General features: G+C 47.3%; 17 protein-coding genes. 11 read left to right on the top strand and 6 right to left on the bottom strand.

Going from position 1 to position 16,215, the window contains the following annotated elements; all coding sequences use genetic code 11:
• The 4 genes from JHJ32_RS21880 to JHJ32_RS21865 form a co-directional block, all read left to right on the top strand.
• A partial coding sequence (locus tag JHJ32_RS21880) for a DDE-type integrase/transposase/recombinase (RefSeq protein WP_200122704.1) occupies positions 1–995 on the top strand: 995 nt, incomplete at its 5' end.
• A 32-nt stretch (positions 996–1,027) separates the two neighbouring features.
• Positions 1,028–1,861, top strand: coding sequence for an IS21-like element helper ATPase IstB (gene istB / locus JHJ32_RS21875; RefSeq protein ID WP_090975256.1), 834 nt, complete (start codon positions 1,028–1,030; stop codon positions 1,859–1,861).
• A 29-nt stretch (positions 1,862–1,890) separates the two neighbouring features.
• Positions 1,891–2,529 carry an IS3 family transposase gene (locus JHJ32_RS21870; RefSeq protein WP_370584560.1) on the top strand — a complete coding sequence of 213 codons (639 nt, stop codon included), beginning with the start codon at positions 1,891–1,893 and terminating at the stop codon, positions 2,527–2,529.
• A gap of 266 nt (positions 2,530–2,795) precedes the next feature.
• Positions 2,796–4,187, top strand: a complete 1,392-nt coding sequence (locus JHJ32_RS21865; RefSeq protein WP_200122700.1) for an IS110 family transposase — start codon at positions 2,796–2,798, stop codon at positions 4,185–4,187.
• A 10-nt stretch (positions 4,188–4,197) separates the two neighbouring features.
• Here the strand turns inward: JHJ32_RS21865 and JHJ32_RS21860 are convergent, their stop codons facing one another.
• The 4 genes from JHJ32_RS21860 to JHJ32_RS21845 all read right to left on the bottom strand — a co-directional run bounded on the left by JHJ32_RS21860 (position 4,198) and on the right by JHJ32_RS21845 (position 8,149).
• Positions 4,198–5,163 carry an acyltransferase gene (locus JHJ32_RS21860; protein ID WP_200122698.1) on the bottom strand — a complete coding sequence of 322 codons (966 nt, stop codon included), beginning with the start codon at positions 5,161–5,163 and terminating at the stop codon, positions 4,198–4,200.
• 194 nt (positions 5,164–5,357) lie between these two features.
• Positions 5,358–6,242, bottom strand: a complete 885-nt coding sequence (locus JHJ32_RS21855) for a hypothetical protein (protein WP_176146229.1) — start codon at positions 6,240–6,242, stop codon at positions 5,358–5,360.
• A 47-nt stretch (positions 6,243–6,289) separates the two neighbouring features.
• Positions 6,290–6,955 carry a hypothetical protein gene (locus JHJ32_RS21850; protein ID WP_200122696.1) on the bottom strand — a complete coding sequence of 222 codons (666 nt, stop codon included), beginning with the start codon at positions 6,953–6,955 and terminating at the stop codon, positions 6,290–6,292.
• 81 nt (positions 6,956–7,036) lie between these two features.
• On the bottom strand, positions 7,037–8,149 hold the full coding sequence (locus JHJ32_RS21845) for an AraC family transcriptional regulator (protein ID WP_200122694.1): 1,113 nt from the start codon (positions 8,147–8,149) through the stop codon (positions 7,037–7,039).
• 339 nt (positions 8,150–8,488) lie between these two features.
• Here JHJ32_RS21845 and JHJ32_RS21840 point away from each other — a divergent pair, with 339 nt between their 5' ends.
• The 3 genes from JHJ32_RS21840 to JHJ32_RS21830 are packed head-to-tail and all read left to right on the top strand — an operon-like array spanning position 8,489 to position 10,855.
• The gene (locus JHJ32_RS21840) at positions 8,489–9,484 is read left to right on the top strand and encodes an SDR family NAD(P)-dependent oxidoreductase (RefSeq protein WP_079717699.1); all 996 of its coding nucleotides are present in this window, start codon (positions 8,489–8,491) and stop codon (positions 9,482–9,484) included.
• A gap of 17 nt (positions 9,485–9,501) precedes the next feature.
• A complete protein-coding gene (locus tag JHJ32_RS21835; RefSeq protein WP_200122692.1) occupies positions 9,502–10,113 on the top strand; it encodes a hypothetical protein in 612 nt (203 codons plus the stop codon).
• A 10-nt stretch (positions 10,114–10,123) separates the two neighbouring features.
• Positions 10,124–10,855 carry an SDR family oxidoreductase gene (locus JHJ32_RS21830; RefSeq protein WP_200122690.1) on the top strand — a complete coding sequence of 244 codons (732 nt, stop codon included), beginning with the start codon at positions 10,124–10,126 and terminating at the stop codon, positions 10,853–10,855.
• A gap of 63 nt (positions 10,856–10,918) precedes the next feature.
• On the opposite strand, the gene JHJ32_RS21825 is transcribed toward JHJ32_RS21830, so the two are convergent.
• Both JHJ32_RS21825 and JHJ32_RS21820 read right to left on the bottom strand, forming a co-directional pair.
• Positions 10,919–11,542 (bottom strand): DUF2652 domain-containing protein, encoded by a 624-nt coding sequence (locus tag JHJ32_RS21825; protein ID WP_200122688.1) that lies wholly within the window; start codon positions 11,540–11,542, stop codon positions 10,919–10,921.
• 221 nt (positions 11,543–11,763) lie between these two features.
• A complete protein-coding gene (locus JHJ32_RS21820) occupies positions 11,764–12,621 on the bottom strand; it encodes a pirin family protein (RefSeq protein ID WP_200122686.1) in 858 nt (285 codons plus the stop codon).
• A gap of 117 nt (positions 12,622–12,738) precedes the next feature.
• Here JHJ32_RS21820 and JHJ32_RS21815 point away from each other — a divergent pair, with 117 nt between their 5' ends.
• The 4 genes from JHJ32_RS21815 (at position 12,739) to JHJ32_RS21800 (ending at position 16,037) form a co-directional block, all read left to right on the top strand.
• Entirely contained in the window at positions 12,739–13,083 is a 345-nt protein-coding gene (locus tag JHJ32_RS21815; RefSeq protein ID WP_079717834.1) for a helix-turn-helix domain-containing protein, read from the top strand.
• Between the two features lie 200 nt (positions 13,084–13,283).
• A complete protein-coding gene (locus tag JHJ32_RS21810; RefSeq protein ID WP_200122684.1) occupies positions 13,284–14,078 on the top strand; it encodes an SDR family oxidoreductase in 795 nt (264 codons plus the stop codon).
• A gap of 19 nt (positions 14,079–14,097) precedes the next feature.
• A complete protein-coding gene (locus tag JHJ32_RS21805; protein ID WP_079717704.1) occupies positions 14,098–14,421 on the top strand; it encodes a nuclear transport factor 2 family protein in 324 nt (107 codons plus the stop codon).
• 260 nt (positions 14,422–14,681) lie between these two features.
• Complete coding sequence (locus tag JHJ32_RS21800; protein ID WP_200122682.1) at positions 14,682–16,037, top strand: peptidoglycan DD-metalloendopeptidase family protein; 1,356 nt, start codon at positions 14,682–14,684, stop codon at positions 16,035–16,037.
• The last annotated feature ends 178 nt before the right edge of the window (positions 16,038–16,215 follow it).

Below are 16,215 nucleotides of genomic sequence, written 5' to 3'. Positions count from 1 at the left end.
CGTATTACCGCGTGGTGACCACCCAGCGGGTCACCGAGTTCCTGGACTGCCATATCAAGGCTTTTGAGTATTTCGGGGGCGTTCCCAGGACAGTCAAGCTTGACAACCTGAAATCAGGAGTGACCACGCCGGACCTTTACGAGCCGCTTCTTCAGGAACAGTACTCGTCTTTCCTGGCCTATTACGGCTGTGCGGGCATCGCCTGCCGTCCGGAACGCCCGCAGGACAAGGGCAAGGTCGAGTCGGCCATCAAATACGTGAAGAACAACTTCCTGAAGGGCTTCGAAGGGAAGGGCTACGAGGAACTGGTATGTGCCCTGCGGGTCTGGAATGAAGAGATCTGCAACAAACGTGTCCACGGCACCACGCGGCGGGTTCCGGCGTCGGTTTTCCACTCGGTGGAGCGGGAGGCGCTGGGGGCACTGCCGTCCCACCGCTACCAGATTAGCGAGGTCACCGGGCGGCGGGTCACCAGGATGGCCCACGTCACCTACCGGCACAACTATTATTCGGTGCCGGCGCGCTACGCCGGGCTGCAGGTAAGGCTGGAAAGTAACGGGACGCTGCTGCGTGTCTACCATGAGCGCGCCCAGATCGCCACGCACAGCATCTCCCATGAGATCGGGGTGTATGTATCGATGCAGGACCACCGGCCGGAGGGCAAGCGGATGGTCTTCCGGGAGGAATACCAGCGCCGCATGGCCGCCATAGGTCCCCATGCGGTACGGATGTTCGCGGCGCTTCTGGAGCAGGTGCCCACGCATTGGACCCCCATGACGCGGGGGATACTCAGCCTGCGCAAGCGGTTCAGCGATGAGGCCATCGACGCCTCATGCCGGCGCGCCCTGCATTACGGGGCCGTCGGCTACCAGCAGGTGAAAAGGATCTGCGAGGGCGGCCTGTACCGCCAGCGGGAAGACACCCTGCCCCGGCCGGACTACTCCCAGGAGTACGGCCATGAGCTGGGCATGTACGACAGGATCACCCAGGGATGAACGGAAAACATTAACAATCACTGACAGATAAAATGGAAACACTCAAATCACAGTTACGCGCCCTGAAAATGCCTGCCATGGCAGAGGGGCTGGAAATGCGCAACAGGCATGCGCTGGCCAACCAGACCACCTACCTGGAGTTCCTGGAACTCCTTGTGGAAGACGAATCGGCAAGCCGGCAGGCGAACGGCTACCGTTCAAGGCTCAGGGACTCGCGCCTCGACACCCAGAAAGTGCTCGACACCTACGACTTCACCTACCAGCCCCAGCTCGATAAAAGGCAGGTCTACGAGCTGGCCTCATGCCGGTTCATCGAACAGCGGCACAACGCGGTATTCATGGGCAAGCCCGGCGTGGGCAAAACACACCTGGCACATGCCATAGGGCTGGAAGCGGTGAAACGGGGCAAAAAGGTGCTCTTCGTGCACACCAACGAAATGGTTGACAGGCTGTATGCCTCACGGGCCGATGGCTCCTACCAGGCCACCATGCAGCGCTATCTGAAGCCGGACCTGCTCATACTGGACGAGCTGGGGTTCAAGAAAATGCCGCAGAACAGCATGGAAGACTTCTTTGAAATCATCCGCAGGCGTTACGAAACCGGATCGGTGGTCATCACCACCAACCGTAACTTCGAGGACTGGGGCGCACTGTTCGGGGACAGGGTCATCGCCTCGGCTATCATCGACCGGATCGTGCACCATGCGGTCATCGTGAAACTGACCGGATCAAGCTACCGGGTGAAGAACCTGATGGAGCTCCAGGGGCTCTTCGGTGAGGACGACGGCCAGCAACCCAAAAGGGGCCGGCCAAAGAAGGTGGTCGCCGAAGAAACAGGCAGCGAAAAGGAAGTTGCAAATGACTGATTTTTTGTGATATTAGTGGCGGCATTTTATTGAGAATACCCGGCGGCATTTTATTGATAAGTGACACTTGTCCTGCCCGGGTAAAAGCACCACTGCTGTGTCCTGTTGGGCCGAACATTACCTGGAGCCTTGATTTCATGCACGATACTCTTGCCAACGGGAAAACGATCCGTACGCTGAACGTTATCGATGATTTCAGCCGGGAGGCACTTTCCATTACGGTTGACACGAGCCTGCCTGCACAGCGGGTGATACGTGAGCTGGAAAAGCTACTGGAATGGCGTGGCAAGCCCGAGAAGATCCGCTCGGACAACGGACCGGAATTTGTCGCCGAGGCCATGCGTGGCTGGTGCGAGAAAAACGGCATCCAATGGGAGTTTATCCAACCTGGAAAGCCTACACAGAACAGTTTGATAGAACGTTTTAACAGAACTTTCAGGCAGGACGTGCTGGACAGCTACATGTTTGACAGCCTCCCGGAGATAAGAAAATTCGCAGAAGCATGGGCGTGGATGTATAATAACGAAAGACCACATTCATCGCTGGGGCAGTTGACGCCGACAGAGTTCCTGTTGAAATATGGAAAACTCTCCGAGTTTCCCACATTCCAACAGGATAGCAATAGCAATTCTGATTGGAATTCTTTAGTTTTGAATGTAGCTAGCTAAGGGAAGTCTAGGAATAACGAAGTTATGTTTCTCCAGAAATAACTTTAGCGAGACATTTTAATTGATTAGAACGAGGTAATTTTAGGGTGGTAAATGTGCTCTGCAGTTAACGCCATTGTAATCATTGATCCCGAAGTTCATAGGGAAGTATGGCTCTTCTGATTTTTAAGTTTCAAATTGGGGCTGGACCCCGTATAGGAGAATATACTTTGTCAAATCGGAGGGCTTTGCACTTTTGCCTTTTTTAGTTTCCTAATCATATAATTATGAAAAAGATTAAATCAGGGTCGAAGCGTAAAGCGAGGAATTTGTCACTGTCCATTGTAAACCCGAATGCCGCGGGCATTGACATTGGTGATACCGTCCACGCGGTGGCCGTTCCGCCTAGCCGCTCTCAGGTTCCGGTTCGAACTTTTGGAACAATGAGTTGTGATTTGGATGAGATTGCTGACTGGTTGGAAGAATGCGGTATCGATTCGGTGGCCATGGAATCCACCGGTGTATACTGGAAACCGCTGTTTAGCGTTCTGGTTGGCCGCGGTATCGCCGTTTACCTTGTGAATTCCGCCCATGTGCGTAATGTAACAGGGCGGAAGACGGATATGGGCGACGCGGCATGGATTCAGCAGCTCCACAGCTGTGGTTTATTGCGGAGCAGTTATCTTCCTTCAGAGCGGCAGGAATCCCTTCGTACTTTTGTACGTATGCGCCGAACGCTGATGGAGGACAGCAGCCGCTGTGTGTTACGGATGGAAAAGGCGATGGAACTCATGAACCTGAAATTGCATACCGTCATTTCGGACATCACAGGTGTTACCGGCACAGCCATCGTCACTGCCATTATATCGGGCGAGCGCGACGCAAGAAATTTTTTGCCCATGGTGCACCATCGCGTCAAAGCGAGCCCTGAGATGATTGAAAAGTCACTCCAGGGCCAGTGGCGGGAAGATCAGCTGTACGCTCTTGCTCAGAGTTACAGATGCTACTGTTTTTTTCAGGCAGAGATTGCTAAGCTTGATGAAGAAATCCAAAAGGAACTTAAAACGTATGCCGCTTCACTAAACGAAGGAGAGATACCTCAGAGCGAAACTGAGGTTTCACCGGAAGGAAAGAACAAAGTTGCTAAGAAAAAGAATAAGAATGCGCCCCGAATCAATATCCGCAACAATCTGACGGCTATTTTGGGAACAGATGTGCTTGGTATCTATGGATTGAGTGAACTCAGTGCGCTGTCAATTCTGGCAGAAGCAGGTACGGATATGTGCAAATGGCCCACACACAAGCATTTTGTTTCGTGGCTGAACCTATGCCCCAACAACAAGATGTCGGGAGGAAAGCTGCTAAGTAGCAAAGTCCGCAGAAAGTCTAACTCGGCTGGGCAAGCTTTTCGGATTGCGGCCAACAGTGTTCAACGCAGTGACCACTGGCTCGGTGATTATTTCAGACGGATGAAATCCAGGGGCGGCAATAGGTATGCGATTGTCGCCACCGCTAATAAAATGGCTACCATCTATTACAAGATGGTTAAGGATAAAATTGAATTCACCCCGTTCGATCAAAAGGAATATCAACAGAAGAGGCTGGCGGGTAAAATTGCCCATATGGAAAGAAGATTGGCAGAGCTCAAAAAAACAACAATAAAATGCGCTGATGGTTAACGAAAAAAATTTAGTTATATAGGAGATTACAGCAGGAGCACAGGTACAGCGTGAAGTAAATCATCCAGGCCGGGAATTCCCTGAGGTTTCCATCGCGTACCAACGAACTCAGGTAAGGTGAAACAAGCGTCAATGCAACAAATGAAACCAAGCACGCGATAGACCAAAGCCACCACCTTGTTACTATGTCCGAATTCTGTGAGAATACGGTCTTTTCGAAATCACCAAGACCTAATGCAACCCCGATTAGGAAATAACCAAGATATAGCAAAGGCCTGCTGTACTGGAAGTCAAACGGGCCGATACCCCGCCAAGTACCCGCACCGACGGAATGCGCTATGGGGACATATAATAGCCAGGATATGCATAATAGCAGGAAAAACATTAGGGAAGGCCTTTTGGCCAATTTTCCGAAAGTTCCGCTGGATAGCACCGGACACCGTTTAAGCCACGGATAGCCAATCAAAAAAACGATGTTAAAGACAAACAGCATGCAGATGAACCATGTCGGACCGGCTGGCCAACCTTGATGGGTGAAAAAATCAGCAATATGCCTGATCAAATTAGTATCTCCCGTGGCCAAGTAATAGGACGGATAGTAGGCGATGAGCATCAGAAGCGTTCCGATGGTTATGAACGGGAGAAAAAGCCGAAGCGTCCTGTCCCTGACGAACGCATCTTTATTCTTCCTCGCCAGACTTCCGGGTAGAAATAAACCGCCGATAAGAAACATCAATGACATAAAGAAGATATCGTTGAAGTTTATGAAAATGTCCAGGCCTACATTGCTACGCATGTCTACAACAGGGCTTGTGGACGCTATATACCGTTCCTTATGAAACTTGCCGAATGTAGCGTAAGCGATCGCAGAGTGGTGCGCAATGACCAGTATCGTGAGCGTTGACCGCAGGTAATCAATCCAATAACTCCTTTTGGTTACAGAGTTTTTGGTAATGCCAATAAGTTTAGGTTCCATCTAAGCGACTGTTTAGTGTCTATCCAATTTTATAACATAAGACGAACGACAACGATGAATGGTTGCGTCAGATAAAATTACGGAAATATCTTACAATAGCTCCAATACAAATATATCGCTTCAGGGAATTCAACTACCCATTCAAGCGATGTTCTACGGTTCGTTACCTGTCACTCGCAATACCTACAGTTGATTTACAATTTTCTGTCGAGCCAGTGTATAATATTGAACAGAAATTGGGTATTCTGTGTCGCTCCGGGATGATTCATGCCCCTTTTCTCACTTTTTATGCCCTGCAGCTGTGCGGAAAAAGGCGCTCCATCCCCGAATATTACAATTCTACCCTTGCCAAAGGTCAGGTATGCGCCGTTTACCAATCCTCTCCCTGAGACATAGGGAATAGTATCCGGCAGCGGCTTTTTTATTTGAGAAACATCGTTAGGAAGATAAATATGGTAATCGTCGCCCAGTATGGAAATAACATGGGCATGGGACGGAACAATAAATCCCGTCCCGCCCCAGCACATGATGCTATCGATCGCTTTGCCGGGAGGACTGGTAATCTCATTTGCCATAAGTGTCTTCTTTTCTTTTGAAAATACTTCCGGCCGACCATCCTTACGAATAGCGAAGCCATTCATGATGTTTATTCCAAACCTTCCAGCTAATTCATTGACAGCGGCGCCGCAGGGCATATGATCCGTTACAAGAAATAAGCTTCCACCACCAGCTACCCAATTGCAGAGTTCATTTATTTCGTCCGGGGAAAAAGCTGATCTCGCTGGCAGATTCCAGTTTTCCATATCATACATCGCATTCACGGATACATAGATCTTCGCTCCTTTTAAAAGATCCAAGCTTACTTTGTCTTTGCTGCTTGCCACTTTATAGCCATCGCGTACGAGCAGTTTACCGAATGTGGAATAGGCTCCCTTTAATGTCGAGGCATTATGATGTGCTTCATCAAATAGGATCAAGGGGCCGCTTCCGGCCGTATATGTAGGGGTAGAAACCGGATAGTCAAAGTTTTCGTCTGCCACTTGCTGTGCATTCCCTTCGGATGCCCAAAAGACTATCATAAGCCATATGAAGAAAATTCGATTAACCATTTTTTTTGCCATATTACCTATTTTGCTTTTAGCCATACATCATTTTCAAAACAGGTGACCTGCGTTGCTTCTTTGCCATTCAATAAAAACGTAAGCGGGAACGTACCGTCCTCATTCAGGAAAAAAGTTTCCGATCTGGGCGTAAAGGCGATCTCCTTATTGTCCCATAGCTGTTTTATTGTCAATCCGTTCGCGGAGGGTCGGATATCGATCTTAAGGCTATTGTCATCCGTTAAGCTATACGTTCCTTCGAGCCTTTTGAGTTGCGCCACGGATAGTTGTTTGATTACTTTGGGGTCAAATCCAACTTTTGTTGTCATGATTCTTCCCATTATTTTGGCATGAGTAAACCGACCTGAACTATCTATTAGGAATTCGATTTTGTAGCCTTCCTCTTTTGATTCAAAAGTCGTTTCCTCGATCTGGGTGAGCTGATATGCTTTGTTATCCCATAGTTGCTTGGCAAAAAGTGTATTGTCTTTTAGCTTAAATTGAACAAAAGCCACGTTATTGGGAAATTGGTAATATCCGGAGAGCTTTTCCAGAGCTGCCGTTTTTGCTTGCTGGACATCTCCTTGTGCAAAACAGTTTGCCGCAAGAAATGCGCTTGCGAATAAAATGCTGCCGATGACCACACGGATGCTCGGGGCGATTGCAGAATTGAATGAGTTCATTGTTTTCATCTAATTATTTTTTTATGATGCAATGATAACTCGCCAGCGATTAGCAACAGTTCGGATGGATGCAAATGAACAGCATTGAGGTCAGCCAGCCACTGAATTTACTTTAATGTATTCTTTCGGAGTGAGGTTGGTTGCTTTTTTAAAGGTGGTATAAAATGTCGTTTTGGAGTTGAAGCCGGCTCGGATAGCAACACCGAGCATGTCTAAATGCTTGGTGTCCTTTGATAATAGGAGTGATTTTGCTTCCTCAGTCCGCAGTTCATTGATAAACTGATAGAAGTTTTTGCCAAGTCCGTTATTGAGGACGTAGGATAGTTCATGTGTGCTGATGCCGATTTTACCGGAAAGTCCCGAAAGTGTCAAGCTGGGGTCGAGGTATAATTTTTCGTCGACTGTTTTTCGCGTGACGATGGATTTTAGTTCCTCCACTTGTTCTGCGGTGAGCCGTTCGTTCAGTGCTTTTTTAGGGCTCACACCTTCTTTTTTTGCCGACGGATCGATTTCTACTGCATAAATTGATTTTTGGGTAAGCGTTGAATAGGCCAATAGGATTATCCCCAGGAAATATAAGATAGGGGAAATGTAAGTTACGTGAACGCTGGATATGCCCAAAATGCGAATAAGAATGAAAAGTAACACGGAAATCAATAGATATTTTAGCCACTCCAGATCAATTTTTTCGGTAAATGAAGCCACCATCTTTAAGTTCTTTTGGTGACGCCGGAGCAACCAGAAACAAACGATCCAATAATAAACCATCTGGCCAAAGAAAAAGTACTGGACGATAAACCGCATCCAAGGAGGTAATACCGGCAAATGGTTTTGCCCATTGAAGAGATTTGGCATTAAATAGACCAGCGAAAATAGAAGAAAAAGCAGAAAAGGCACGAAATGTAGGTGCCAGTGTTTATCGGCTGTAGAAGGCGTTACAAAATGAGTTATCGCTAAGTAAAGACACGGCAGCATAGCCCATGTAGGCAATTCAAGTAAATGTAGAAGAAATCCGCCTCCAATGCTAAATTCCTCAAAGAAAATTCGGGTAAATGTACAGGCTAAAAGGCAATAGAATGCCCCAAGCCATTGGTCGGCCCTGCCATTTACCCGATTGACACCGAGGAAAGATAGCGACCCAAGCAGCCATGATGCTCCTCCGGAAAAAGCATAGAAAGCAGCTAATATATTTACGTCAGCCATCCGATAATTACGCTGTTCCCAAATGTACTGTGTTTGCTCGAAACTCCTAATCTTACATATGCTGATGTTATATGTTTGGGCATTGCCGTTATTTTCGGTTAAAGTACACACGTCCCCTTCTACTTGGGTTCGCTGTTATCCAAGCGGACTAAAAAAACGCAGTGATTTAATGAAAGACTTGTGACATTCAGCTTGGAGGGACCCGTTGCAGAACAAACTTATCGCCACTTGTTTTCATGGCAGCGGAGTGGTGGTATTTTGAACAAAGTAAAATTGATATGCTGAGCAAAATCGCCTTGATAGAGTTCGTCTACTTTTGTCAAAACAAAACAAATAGAAATGGCACAAAACAATTATCAAGGAGCATTGCAAAAACCATTGGATTTGGTTTTCAGTGCGTTATCGACTTCGGCTGAGGTGATTAAAGGGATTGACCTCACGGGAAAAATCGCTATTGTGACGGGTGGCAATACCGGTATTGGGTTAGAAACGGTCAGAACGCTTGCAGGTTCGGGTGCTACCGTTATAGTTCCCGCCAGGGATGTCGAAAAGGCAGCCAGAAACCTGCAATCAATTGCCAATGTAGAGATAGCGGCAATGGATTTGATTGACCCGGCTTCCATTGATAGGTTTACAGAACAGTTTCTGGCATCCGGTAGACCGCTCCATCTGCTGATAAACAATGCCGGAATCATGTGGGTCCCCCTGCGAAGAGATAGCCGCGGCCTGGAATCACAGCTGGTGGTTAATTATTTGTCACAGTTTCAGCTTACCGCAAGATTATGGCCGGCTCTTAAAAAAGCGAATGGCGCCAGAGTGGTTAATGTATCTTCTCAAGGGCATCAGTTTGCCGCATTCAATTTTGAAGATCCCAATTTTTTAGACCGCGAATATGAAACATTACAGGGATATGGGCAATCAAAAACAGCGGTCAACCTCTTTTCGCTCGAACTGGACAATCGAGCCAAGGCATTTCATGTAAGGGCCTATTCATTGAACCCCGGTTCCATTGGCGGGACGGAGTTGGGCAGGGAAGCGCCTTTGGAACTATTCCAGCAGATGGGATTTTGCGATGCACAAGGCAATATTTTGCCGGAAGTGGCGGCATCGCTAAAAACAATCCCCCAAGGCGCGGCAACAACAATCTGGTGCGCGACAAGCCCTTTGCTCAGCGACATGGGCGGGGTGTATTGCGAAGATGTAAACATAGCGGACCTGGCGCATGGCGATACTTTTTCGAACGGTGTAAAATCGTATTCACTTGATGAATCCAATGCAAAACGGCTATGGGCACTAAGTGAGGAAATGACAGGTATAACATTCAATGTAGAATAACCTTAAAAACGATAGACATGAATAATAGTCCTTCAGTTACTAACGAAACACATAGCTTACCGGTTATGTCAATAGGCTTAGGAATCATGAACGTTACATGGAGTTTTGGTGATAAAATTCAACCGGAACTGCAGCCAAAATTACACGACGCTGTAAAAATAGCAATCGCTCGATTTAACAATGACAGCAACAGTCTACAACTTCGGCAAACCGAAGATAGCAACTCCAATTGCCTGAAGATTGAGTTTTCTAAAGGAAAGTTTGTAAGCCAAAGGCGTAAAAATATTGCTTACGTCATCAACTTTTTCGGAATGCTCGTAGCCCCGATTGTGGGTTTTATAGCCGGAGTTCCGGGAATAGTACTGATCAATTACTTTCCGCGGAATATTGTGAGTTCAAACGTATGGCTCTCATCCGGAGGGCTTGCGGCTTTCGAAAAATATAAGCGAATAAATGTCTGGACTTGGGTGCTGTTTGTCAATGCCAAGCAAAAAGAGGATAAGCTGATTACCGATTTTTCCAATCGGCTTTACAATGTGCTAAAAGGGCTCGAATTGCGGCAATGGAACAGGCTTCTGCTGGAAAATGCAGCTACATCTATTAATATAGCTGGTCTGCAGTCTGTTTGAAAATAAAATCATGAATTTCAAGGACAAAGTTGCGCTCATTACGGGCGGCAACAGCGGTATCGGCTATGCTACTGCGAAAGAGCTAATAGAAAATGGCGCCACTGTAGTGATAACGGGAAGACGCAAGGAAGCTGTTGAAAAGGCCGCCAACGAACTTGGTGCCACCGGCCTGGTAGCGGATCAATCGCGTGTTGAAGATATCAAGCAATTGATGACAGCGGTTGCCGAACGTTATGGTAAGATTGATATCATGCTGGTAAACGCCGGTATTTCAAAAACGGCACCCATTGAGTCAACTTCTGAAGAACTATTCGATGAAGTTATGAACGTAAATTTTAAAGGTGCCTTCTTTACCTTGAGTTTGTCTATTCCCATACTGAACGAAAAGGCTTCGGTAGTCTTGCTCTCTTCGAGTTCCGCGCATATCTCACCTCGCACAGCGTCGGTTTATGCGGCCAGCAAGTCAGCACTTAATACCTTGATGAAAATTGCCGCCCTGGAATTGGCAGGGCGGCAAATTCGGGTCAATGCGGTGAGCCCAGGGCCGGTTGCTACCGAGATCATGCGGAAGGGAGGGGTCAACGGCGACCGAAATCTTGAGCAGATGATATTGGACTCGGTGCCGTTGCACCGTTTTGGCACACCTCAAGAAGTGGCAAAACTGGTTGCATACCTAGCGGGGGAGGAGGCTGCCTTTATAACAGGCTCCGAATTTTTGATTGATGGGGGACAAAGCGCATAGCTTGTTCCCCTTTTTGTGCAGTTATAACATGATGACCGCATGGTCTTTCTGGGACAAGTAAGGCTATGCTTCGGCGAGCATGGACTTATCGGCACCGCTATAATCCGAAGCGGACGCAAAGGGAAAAAAGCTGTAGCATATTTTGCCAATATCATTGAACAATTCACAGATTTGGCCACGTTGGTTGATGCCATCGGCATAGCCACCAATGTCGCCATTCACCTTCTCATTGTCGAGATAGCTGTCTGTTATCAACGCATAGGTATCCATGCCCAGGTTGTTTTTCAATAGTCGGTGAGCCTCCACCACCGTATTTCCATATAGCTTATAGAATCCTTTCAGTGAGAATGCTTCGATCACACCATAATGGATAACTACCTTCAGCGAAAGCTCCTTTACTTGGGGATACCGTATAGCTAATCGGCTGACCTCTGTATTAAATGCGTTCAACATGACTTCGTATTGTTTCAATACCTTTTTTATGGGGAACGTATTGCCGTAGCGGTAAAACAAAATGGCATCTCCTTCTATTTCGGAGATGTGGAATGATAAGTAGTTCGATTGTATAACGGCATTGAGCAGGCGAGCGATAATTTCAGCTCCCACTTTGCTGTCGGTTCGTTTCACAAATCTTGAATAACCGCTAATGTCCGGAATGAATACAATGCCTTTTTTATTTCTTTTCATGATCTTCATTTTTTATAAGCACATGAATTTTGTCTGCAAGCAGCAAAATTCTGGTTTTGCACACAACCCGACGTATCCCAAACGGGGATCTTTGTATCCGAATCCCCGAATTGGCAAGGATACCGCCGGCTAGCTATTGAGACAAAAATAGGGCGACATGCTTATCGCCGCTTTGCTTAACGGGCCGTTTTATTTTGTTTAGCGGTCCTTTGTGATGAATACTAAACATACCTTCTCACATGACTTTCCGGCAAGTCGTTTACGTGTTTCATTCTTCCTCGATTATATTCGTGGTATAGCCGGCGAATGTCCTCCTTGCTGTTCCCAATAAAGGGACCGTGGCTGACGATGGGCGCATGCTGCGGTTCACCGGCATATAGGATAAAGCGGGCGCCTTGTTTTCCTGCCTTAAAGATAATCTCGCTGGTTCCTGTCCGCCCGGTTTTTTCAAGCCATGCCGACTGATCTTTTTCGACCTGTTCTGTTCCTATCGAAACCGTCCCCTCAATCACATAAATAAATCCGTTGTACGACGCCGGAATCTGTTGGGAACGTTCAGTGCCCGTTCCTAATTTGAAATCGACGATCGTCACCGGTGTTTGATTTATTACGGGCGATGTAAGGCCATTGCTGCTTCCGCTATAGACTCTTACCTCGCTGTTGTCCGTCATGTGGGTAGGTACGCGCTCAGGCTTGATTTCTTGGAAAAATGGTTCTGTCCAACGTTTCTCGGGAGGCAGTATTAACCAAAGCTGTAGTATCCGTAGTTTTGTCTCGGTGGTGATTTCTTCCGTATGAACGATGCCGCTGCCGGCCGTCATTAACTCAAAGGCGCCTGTCTGCCAACTGGCTTCGGAACCTTCCAGCACCAAAGTCGCTGTTTCAAATCCGGCATGGGGATGGGGGCCGCCGACCGGATGACCACCGGGTAAGTCAAGTCGATCATCCATTAATAAGAAAAACGGGTCCGTCTGTTCAAAGTTACTGCCATCAACCACGGCCGCTGCGAGATGGCCGCTGCCCAAAAAGCCTTGAGCTGAATGATGTGTTTGTATGCGTGCAATTTTCCGTTGTATCATAAAGTTTGTGTTTTATTCTGCAAATTTATGTACATTTGCTATATTTTTTATAGTACTATACTTTTGTAAAGCGCTATACGTTGGTAAAGCAAGTTGGAAACACATAAAAACATCAAGATGGACAAACTGGAACATAGTGAATGCACGGCGATGATCCTTCCTGTAAAGGACGCCTTGGAAGTCCTGGGCGGAAAATGGAAATTGCAGGTCATTATTGCATTGTCGTTTGGCCCGAAACGATTCAGGGAAATCGCGCGGGAAGTAACCGGAATAACGGATAAGATGCTCTCTAAAGAATTGAAGAATCTGGAACTTAATCAGTTGGTGAAAAGAACCGTTTACGATGCGTTTCCACCTGTGGTTGAATATGATCTGACCACGCATGGCCAATCGCTCCATAAATTAATTGGTGAGCTTAAAGAGTGGGGGGATCTGCACAGGAAAGTCGTCCTCGGTAGGTAACGCAGTAAAGCCACCAGCATGTCTAAACCTGCCGGCGCGGCTTAGTTAGTCGTGTACGGCCTTCTGATAGATTGCTCGTTCATATAGCAGGTAGTGCATACCCGGCCCGTATATAGTGAGAAATTTACCCCTATTTGATTCGGTTTTCCGTACTTGTACACACCATTGGTACACCCGATTTTTGTGCAAAAGATCGAAAAATGGAACAAAACTTTAATTCTGGCAGTGAGTTGTCGGGTGCAGTCGCGTTAGTAACGGGCGGTACAAAGGGTGTAGGGAAAGCCATCGCCGAACGGCTTTTGCAGGCTGGGGCGACCGTGGTCATCATCGCAAGAAACAAGCCCGAAGCGGTGCATCCCGGTTTACATTTTATCGCGGCGGACTTGAGCAAACCAGCGGGGACACAACATGTGGTGGAAACGGTGTTGGCTGGCTACGGCAGGTTGGATATTCTCGTGAATAATCTTGGCAGCTCCGAAACGCCGGGCGGAGGTTTTGCTGTGTTGACAGACGATGACTGGATGTCCACGATGCAAGCTAATCTGTTCGCACCCGTCCGGTTGGATAGGGCGTTTTTGCCCCAGATGATCGAACGACGGAGTGGTGTTATCATCCATATCGCGTCTATCCAGGGGAAATTGCCATTGTATGATTCTACGTTGCCGTATGCAGCCGCCAAGGCGGGATTAATCAACTACAGCAAAGGCTTGTCCAAGGAAGTATCGCCTAAAGGTGTGCGTGTGCTGACGGTGTCGCCCGGCTGGGTCTACACAACGTCTTCGGAACGCTTGACGGAACGGATTGCCGGCAGCTCCAACATCACCTTGGCGCAAGCTACCCAGAGCGTGATGGACGCCTTGGGAGGCATACCCTACGGCAGGCCCGCCAAACCGGAGGAGGTTGCCGAATTGGTAGGGTTTCTGGTTTCACCGAGAGCCGGCTACCTCACGGGTACGGAATATGTGATAGATGGTGGAACGATACCCACGATTTAACAATCCTAAAACACAAGCAATGGACTTACCGAAAATTATTACAGCGTTAATAAATGCACAACGCGACCACGATAGTGCCGCTTATGCCGACTGTTTCTCCCAAACGGCTGTCGTGTTTGACGAGGGACGCATCTACCGCGGAAGAACCGAAATTCATGACTGGATTGCCAATGCCAATGAAAAATACCAGACCGTCATGCAGCCGGTCAGCTTTGAAGGAACGGAAGCGACAGGTGTACTCACTGCTGCCGTTTCGGGAACATTTCCGGGTAGCCCGGCTGTTTTAAAATTTTATGTTGGAATCGCAGATGACTTGATCCAGTCACTTAAGGTGACAGGGTGATGCAATGTGTGTTTAATTTGCGTATATCAACGTCAACTTCAGTGATTCGGCCGGGGTGTTTATGGTGCCGGGCTTCTTTTGTAACGTAAATCAGACGGTTTCAAATGTAAAAAAATGTTAAAAAACAGGGTGGTCTTCAATAAAATTGCTTTATTTGCGTTTATGTGTGTGTAAAGCGATGGCAACTTGGGGTATAGTTGCCACTAAACTTAAATAAATACCGAATCGACGTTGGAGATTCTAACTACCTGTAATAAAAAATGATTTTAAAAAAGAATGTACTTGCACTTGTTGTGCTTGTTGTGGTTGCATTGGGTGCCAGTTTCATTTTCCTTTCCTCTTTTGATACGACGTCTGAACCTGTATCGCCAACCACTGAAACCGAACCGATCAGTGCCCCCCGGCTTTTATTTGGATTAGCCATGGATGGCTATGACATTGAAACGAAGTCCGTAGGGCGGAACGAATTTCTTTCTGATATCCTTCAACGCTATCAGATAGACCTCCAAAGCATCGCAATCCTGGCCGATAAGTCGAAACCGGTTTTCGATGTAAGGAAAATAGCGGTTGGGCATGACTATACCGTATTCAAAGATACGACCGGAAAGGCGGCTTATTTCGTTTATCAGCCCAATGCAATAGATTATGTGGTCTACGACTTACGGGATAGCATAGCGGTGTATAAAGAACAAAAGGCCGTGGATACGAAGATTGAAACGGTAGCCGGTGTTATCCAAAACTCGCTGTACCAAACGTTGGAAAGCAACGGTGCAAGTCCGGATTTAGCGGTTCAACTGGCAGAGATATACGGCTGGGCAGTTAATTTTTACCGGATTAATAAGGGAGATTGGTTTAAGCTCGTCTACGAACGCAAGTATATCGACGGCGAGCCAATCGGTCCGGGACGGATACAATCGGCGGTATTTGGCCACAATGGAAAGGAGTATCAAGCCTATTATTTTGAGCCAAATGATGGCCAGCCTGGCGCGTATTATGATGAAAATGGCAAAAGCCTTCGTAGGACCTTCCTTAAAGCGCCTTTGAAATATAGCCGGATTTCATCCCGTTTTACGATGCGCCGGTTTCATCCCGTGCAACGTAGATGGAAAGCTCATTTAGGGACGGATTTTGCGGCACCACATGGTACTCCCATCGTGGCCACTGCTGCAGGTGTGGTCACCGAATCAACGTTCAGTGGGGGAAATGGCAATTATGTCAAAATCAAACACGATAATGTTTACGCAACCCAATACCTGCACATGAGCAAACGGGCGGTAAAAAAGGGACAGCGGGTGGCGCAAGGCCAGGTAATCGGCTATGTGGGAAGCACCGGATTGGCAACCGGACCGCATGTCTGCTATCGCTTCTGGAAAAACGGCCGGCAGGTAGATGCCCTCGCGCAAGTATTCCCTCCATCCGAGCCCATTAATGAAAGATATCGTGTCGCATTCAACAATGTGCTCAATATGCAGCAGAATACCTTGGCCTCGGTAGGATTTGAAAAGCAAAGTAATCTGGAAGCTTACAGTACCCTCGCATTTACCATCGAGCGTTTATTTGAACCGACCGAAGATAATAGCCGTATCCTGGATGGATTCTCCGCTCAAATCCTTTGATGAAAATCGGGCTTACTCTTAGTCCAAATGACATAATAAAACCCCGGTGATTCACATCAGCGGGGTTTTCTACTAACTAAACTAAACAACTATATAAAACAAACCATATATAGACCTTGATTAACATTCTTCTTACGCCTTCAAAGATATAAATTATTTAGAAAGATTATAAATAAGT

It is taken from the genome of Parapedobacter sp. ISTM3 (genome assembly GCF_016533505.1).
In the GTDB taxonomy this organism is placed as follows: Bacteria; Bacteroidota; Bacteroidia; order Sphingobacteriales; family Sphingobacteriaceae; genus Parapedobacter; species Parapedobacter luteus.
Note: the sequence above shows the minus strand (reverse complement) of the source record. Positions and strands in the feature narration are given on the sequence as shown.

Excerpts from the sequence above, each read along its gene's own strand:
- istB (WP_090975256.1), top strand. The coding sequence starts at position 1,028 with ATGGAAACACTCAAATCACAGTTACGCGCCCTGAAAATGCCTGCCATG.
- JHJ32_RS21850 (WP_200122696.1), bottom strand. The coding sequence starts at position 6,955 with ATGAAAACAATGAACTCATTCAATTCTGCAATCGCCCCGAGCATCCGT.
- JHJ32_RS21860 (WP_200122698.1), bottom strand. The coding sequence starts at position 5,163 with ATGGAACCTAAACTTATTGGCATTACCAAAAACTCTGTAACCAAAAGG.
- JHJ32_RS21805 (WP_079717704.1), top strand. The coding sequence starts at position 14,098 with ATGGACTTACCGAAAATTATTACAGCGTTAATAAATGCACAACGCGAC.
- JHJ32_RS21855 (WP_176146229.1), bottom strand. The coding sequence starts at position 6,242 with ATGATAGTCTTTTGGGCATCCGAAGGGAATGCACAGCAAGTGGCAGAC.
- JHJ32_RS21835 (WP_200122692.1), top strand. The coding sequence starts at position 9,502 with ATGAATAATAGTCCTTCAGTTACTAACGAAACACATAGCTTACCGGTT.
- JHJ32_RS21810 (WP_200122684.1), top strand. The coding sequence starts at position 13,284 with ATGGAACAAAACTTTAATTCTGGCAGTGAGTTGTCGGGTGCAGTCGCG.
- JHJ32_RS21825 (WP_200122688.1), bottom strand. The coding sequence starts at position 11,542 with ATGAAAAGAAATAAAAAAGGCATTGTATTCATTCCGGACATTAGCGGT.
- JHJ32_RS21830 (WP_200122690.1), top strand. The coding sequence starts at position 10,124 with ATGAATTTCAAGGACAAAGTTGCGCTCATTACGGGCGGCAACAGCGGT.
- JHJ32_RS21865 (WP_200122700.1), top strand. The coding sequence starts at position 2,796 with ATGAAAAAGATTAAATCAGGGTCGAAGCGTAAAGCGAGGAATTTGTCA.
- JHJ32_RS21815 (WP_079717834.1), top strand. The coding sequence starts at position 12,739 with ATGGACAAACTGGAACATAGTGAATGCACGGCGATGATCCTTCCTGTA.
- JHJ32_RS21820 (WP_200122686.1), bottom strand. The coding sequence starts at position 12,621 with ATGATACAACGGAAAATTGCACGCATACAAACACATCATTCAGCTCAA.
- JHJ32_RS21845 (WP_200122694.1), bottom strand. The coding sequence starts at position 8,149 with ATGGCTGACGTAAATATATTAGCTGCTTTCTATGCTTTTTCCGGAGGA.
- JHJ32_RS21800 (WP_200122682.1), top strand. The coding sequence starts at position 14,682 with ATGATTTTAAAAAAGAATGTACTTGCACTTGTTGTGCTTGTTGTGGTT.
- JHJ32_RS21840 (WP_079717699.1), top strand. The coding sequence starts at position 8,489 with ATGGCACAAAACAATTATCAAGGAGCATTGCAAAAACCATTGGATTTG.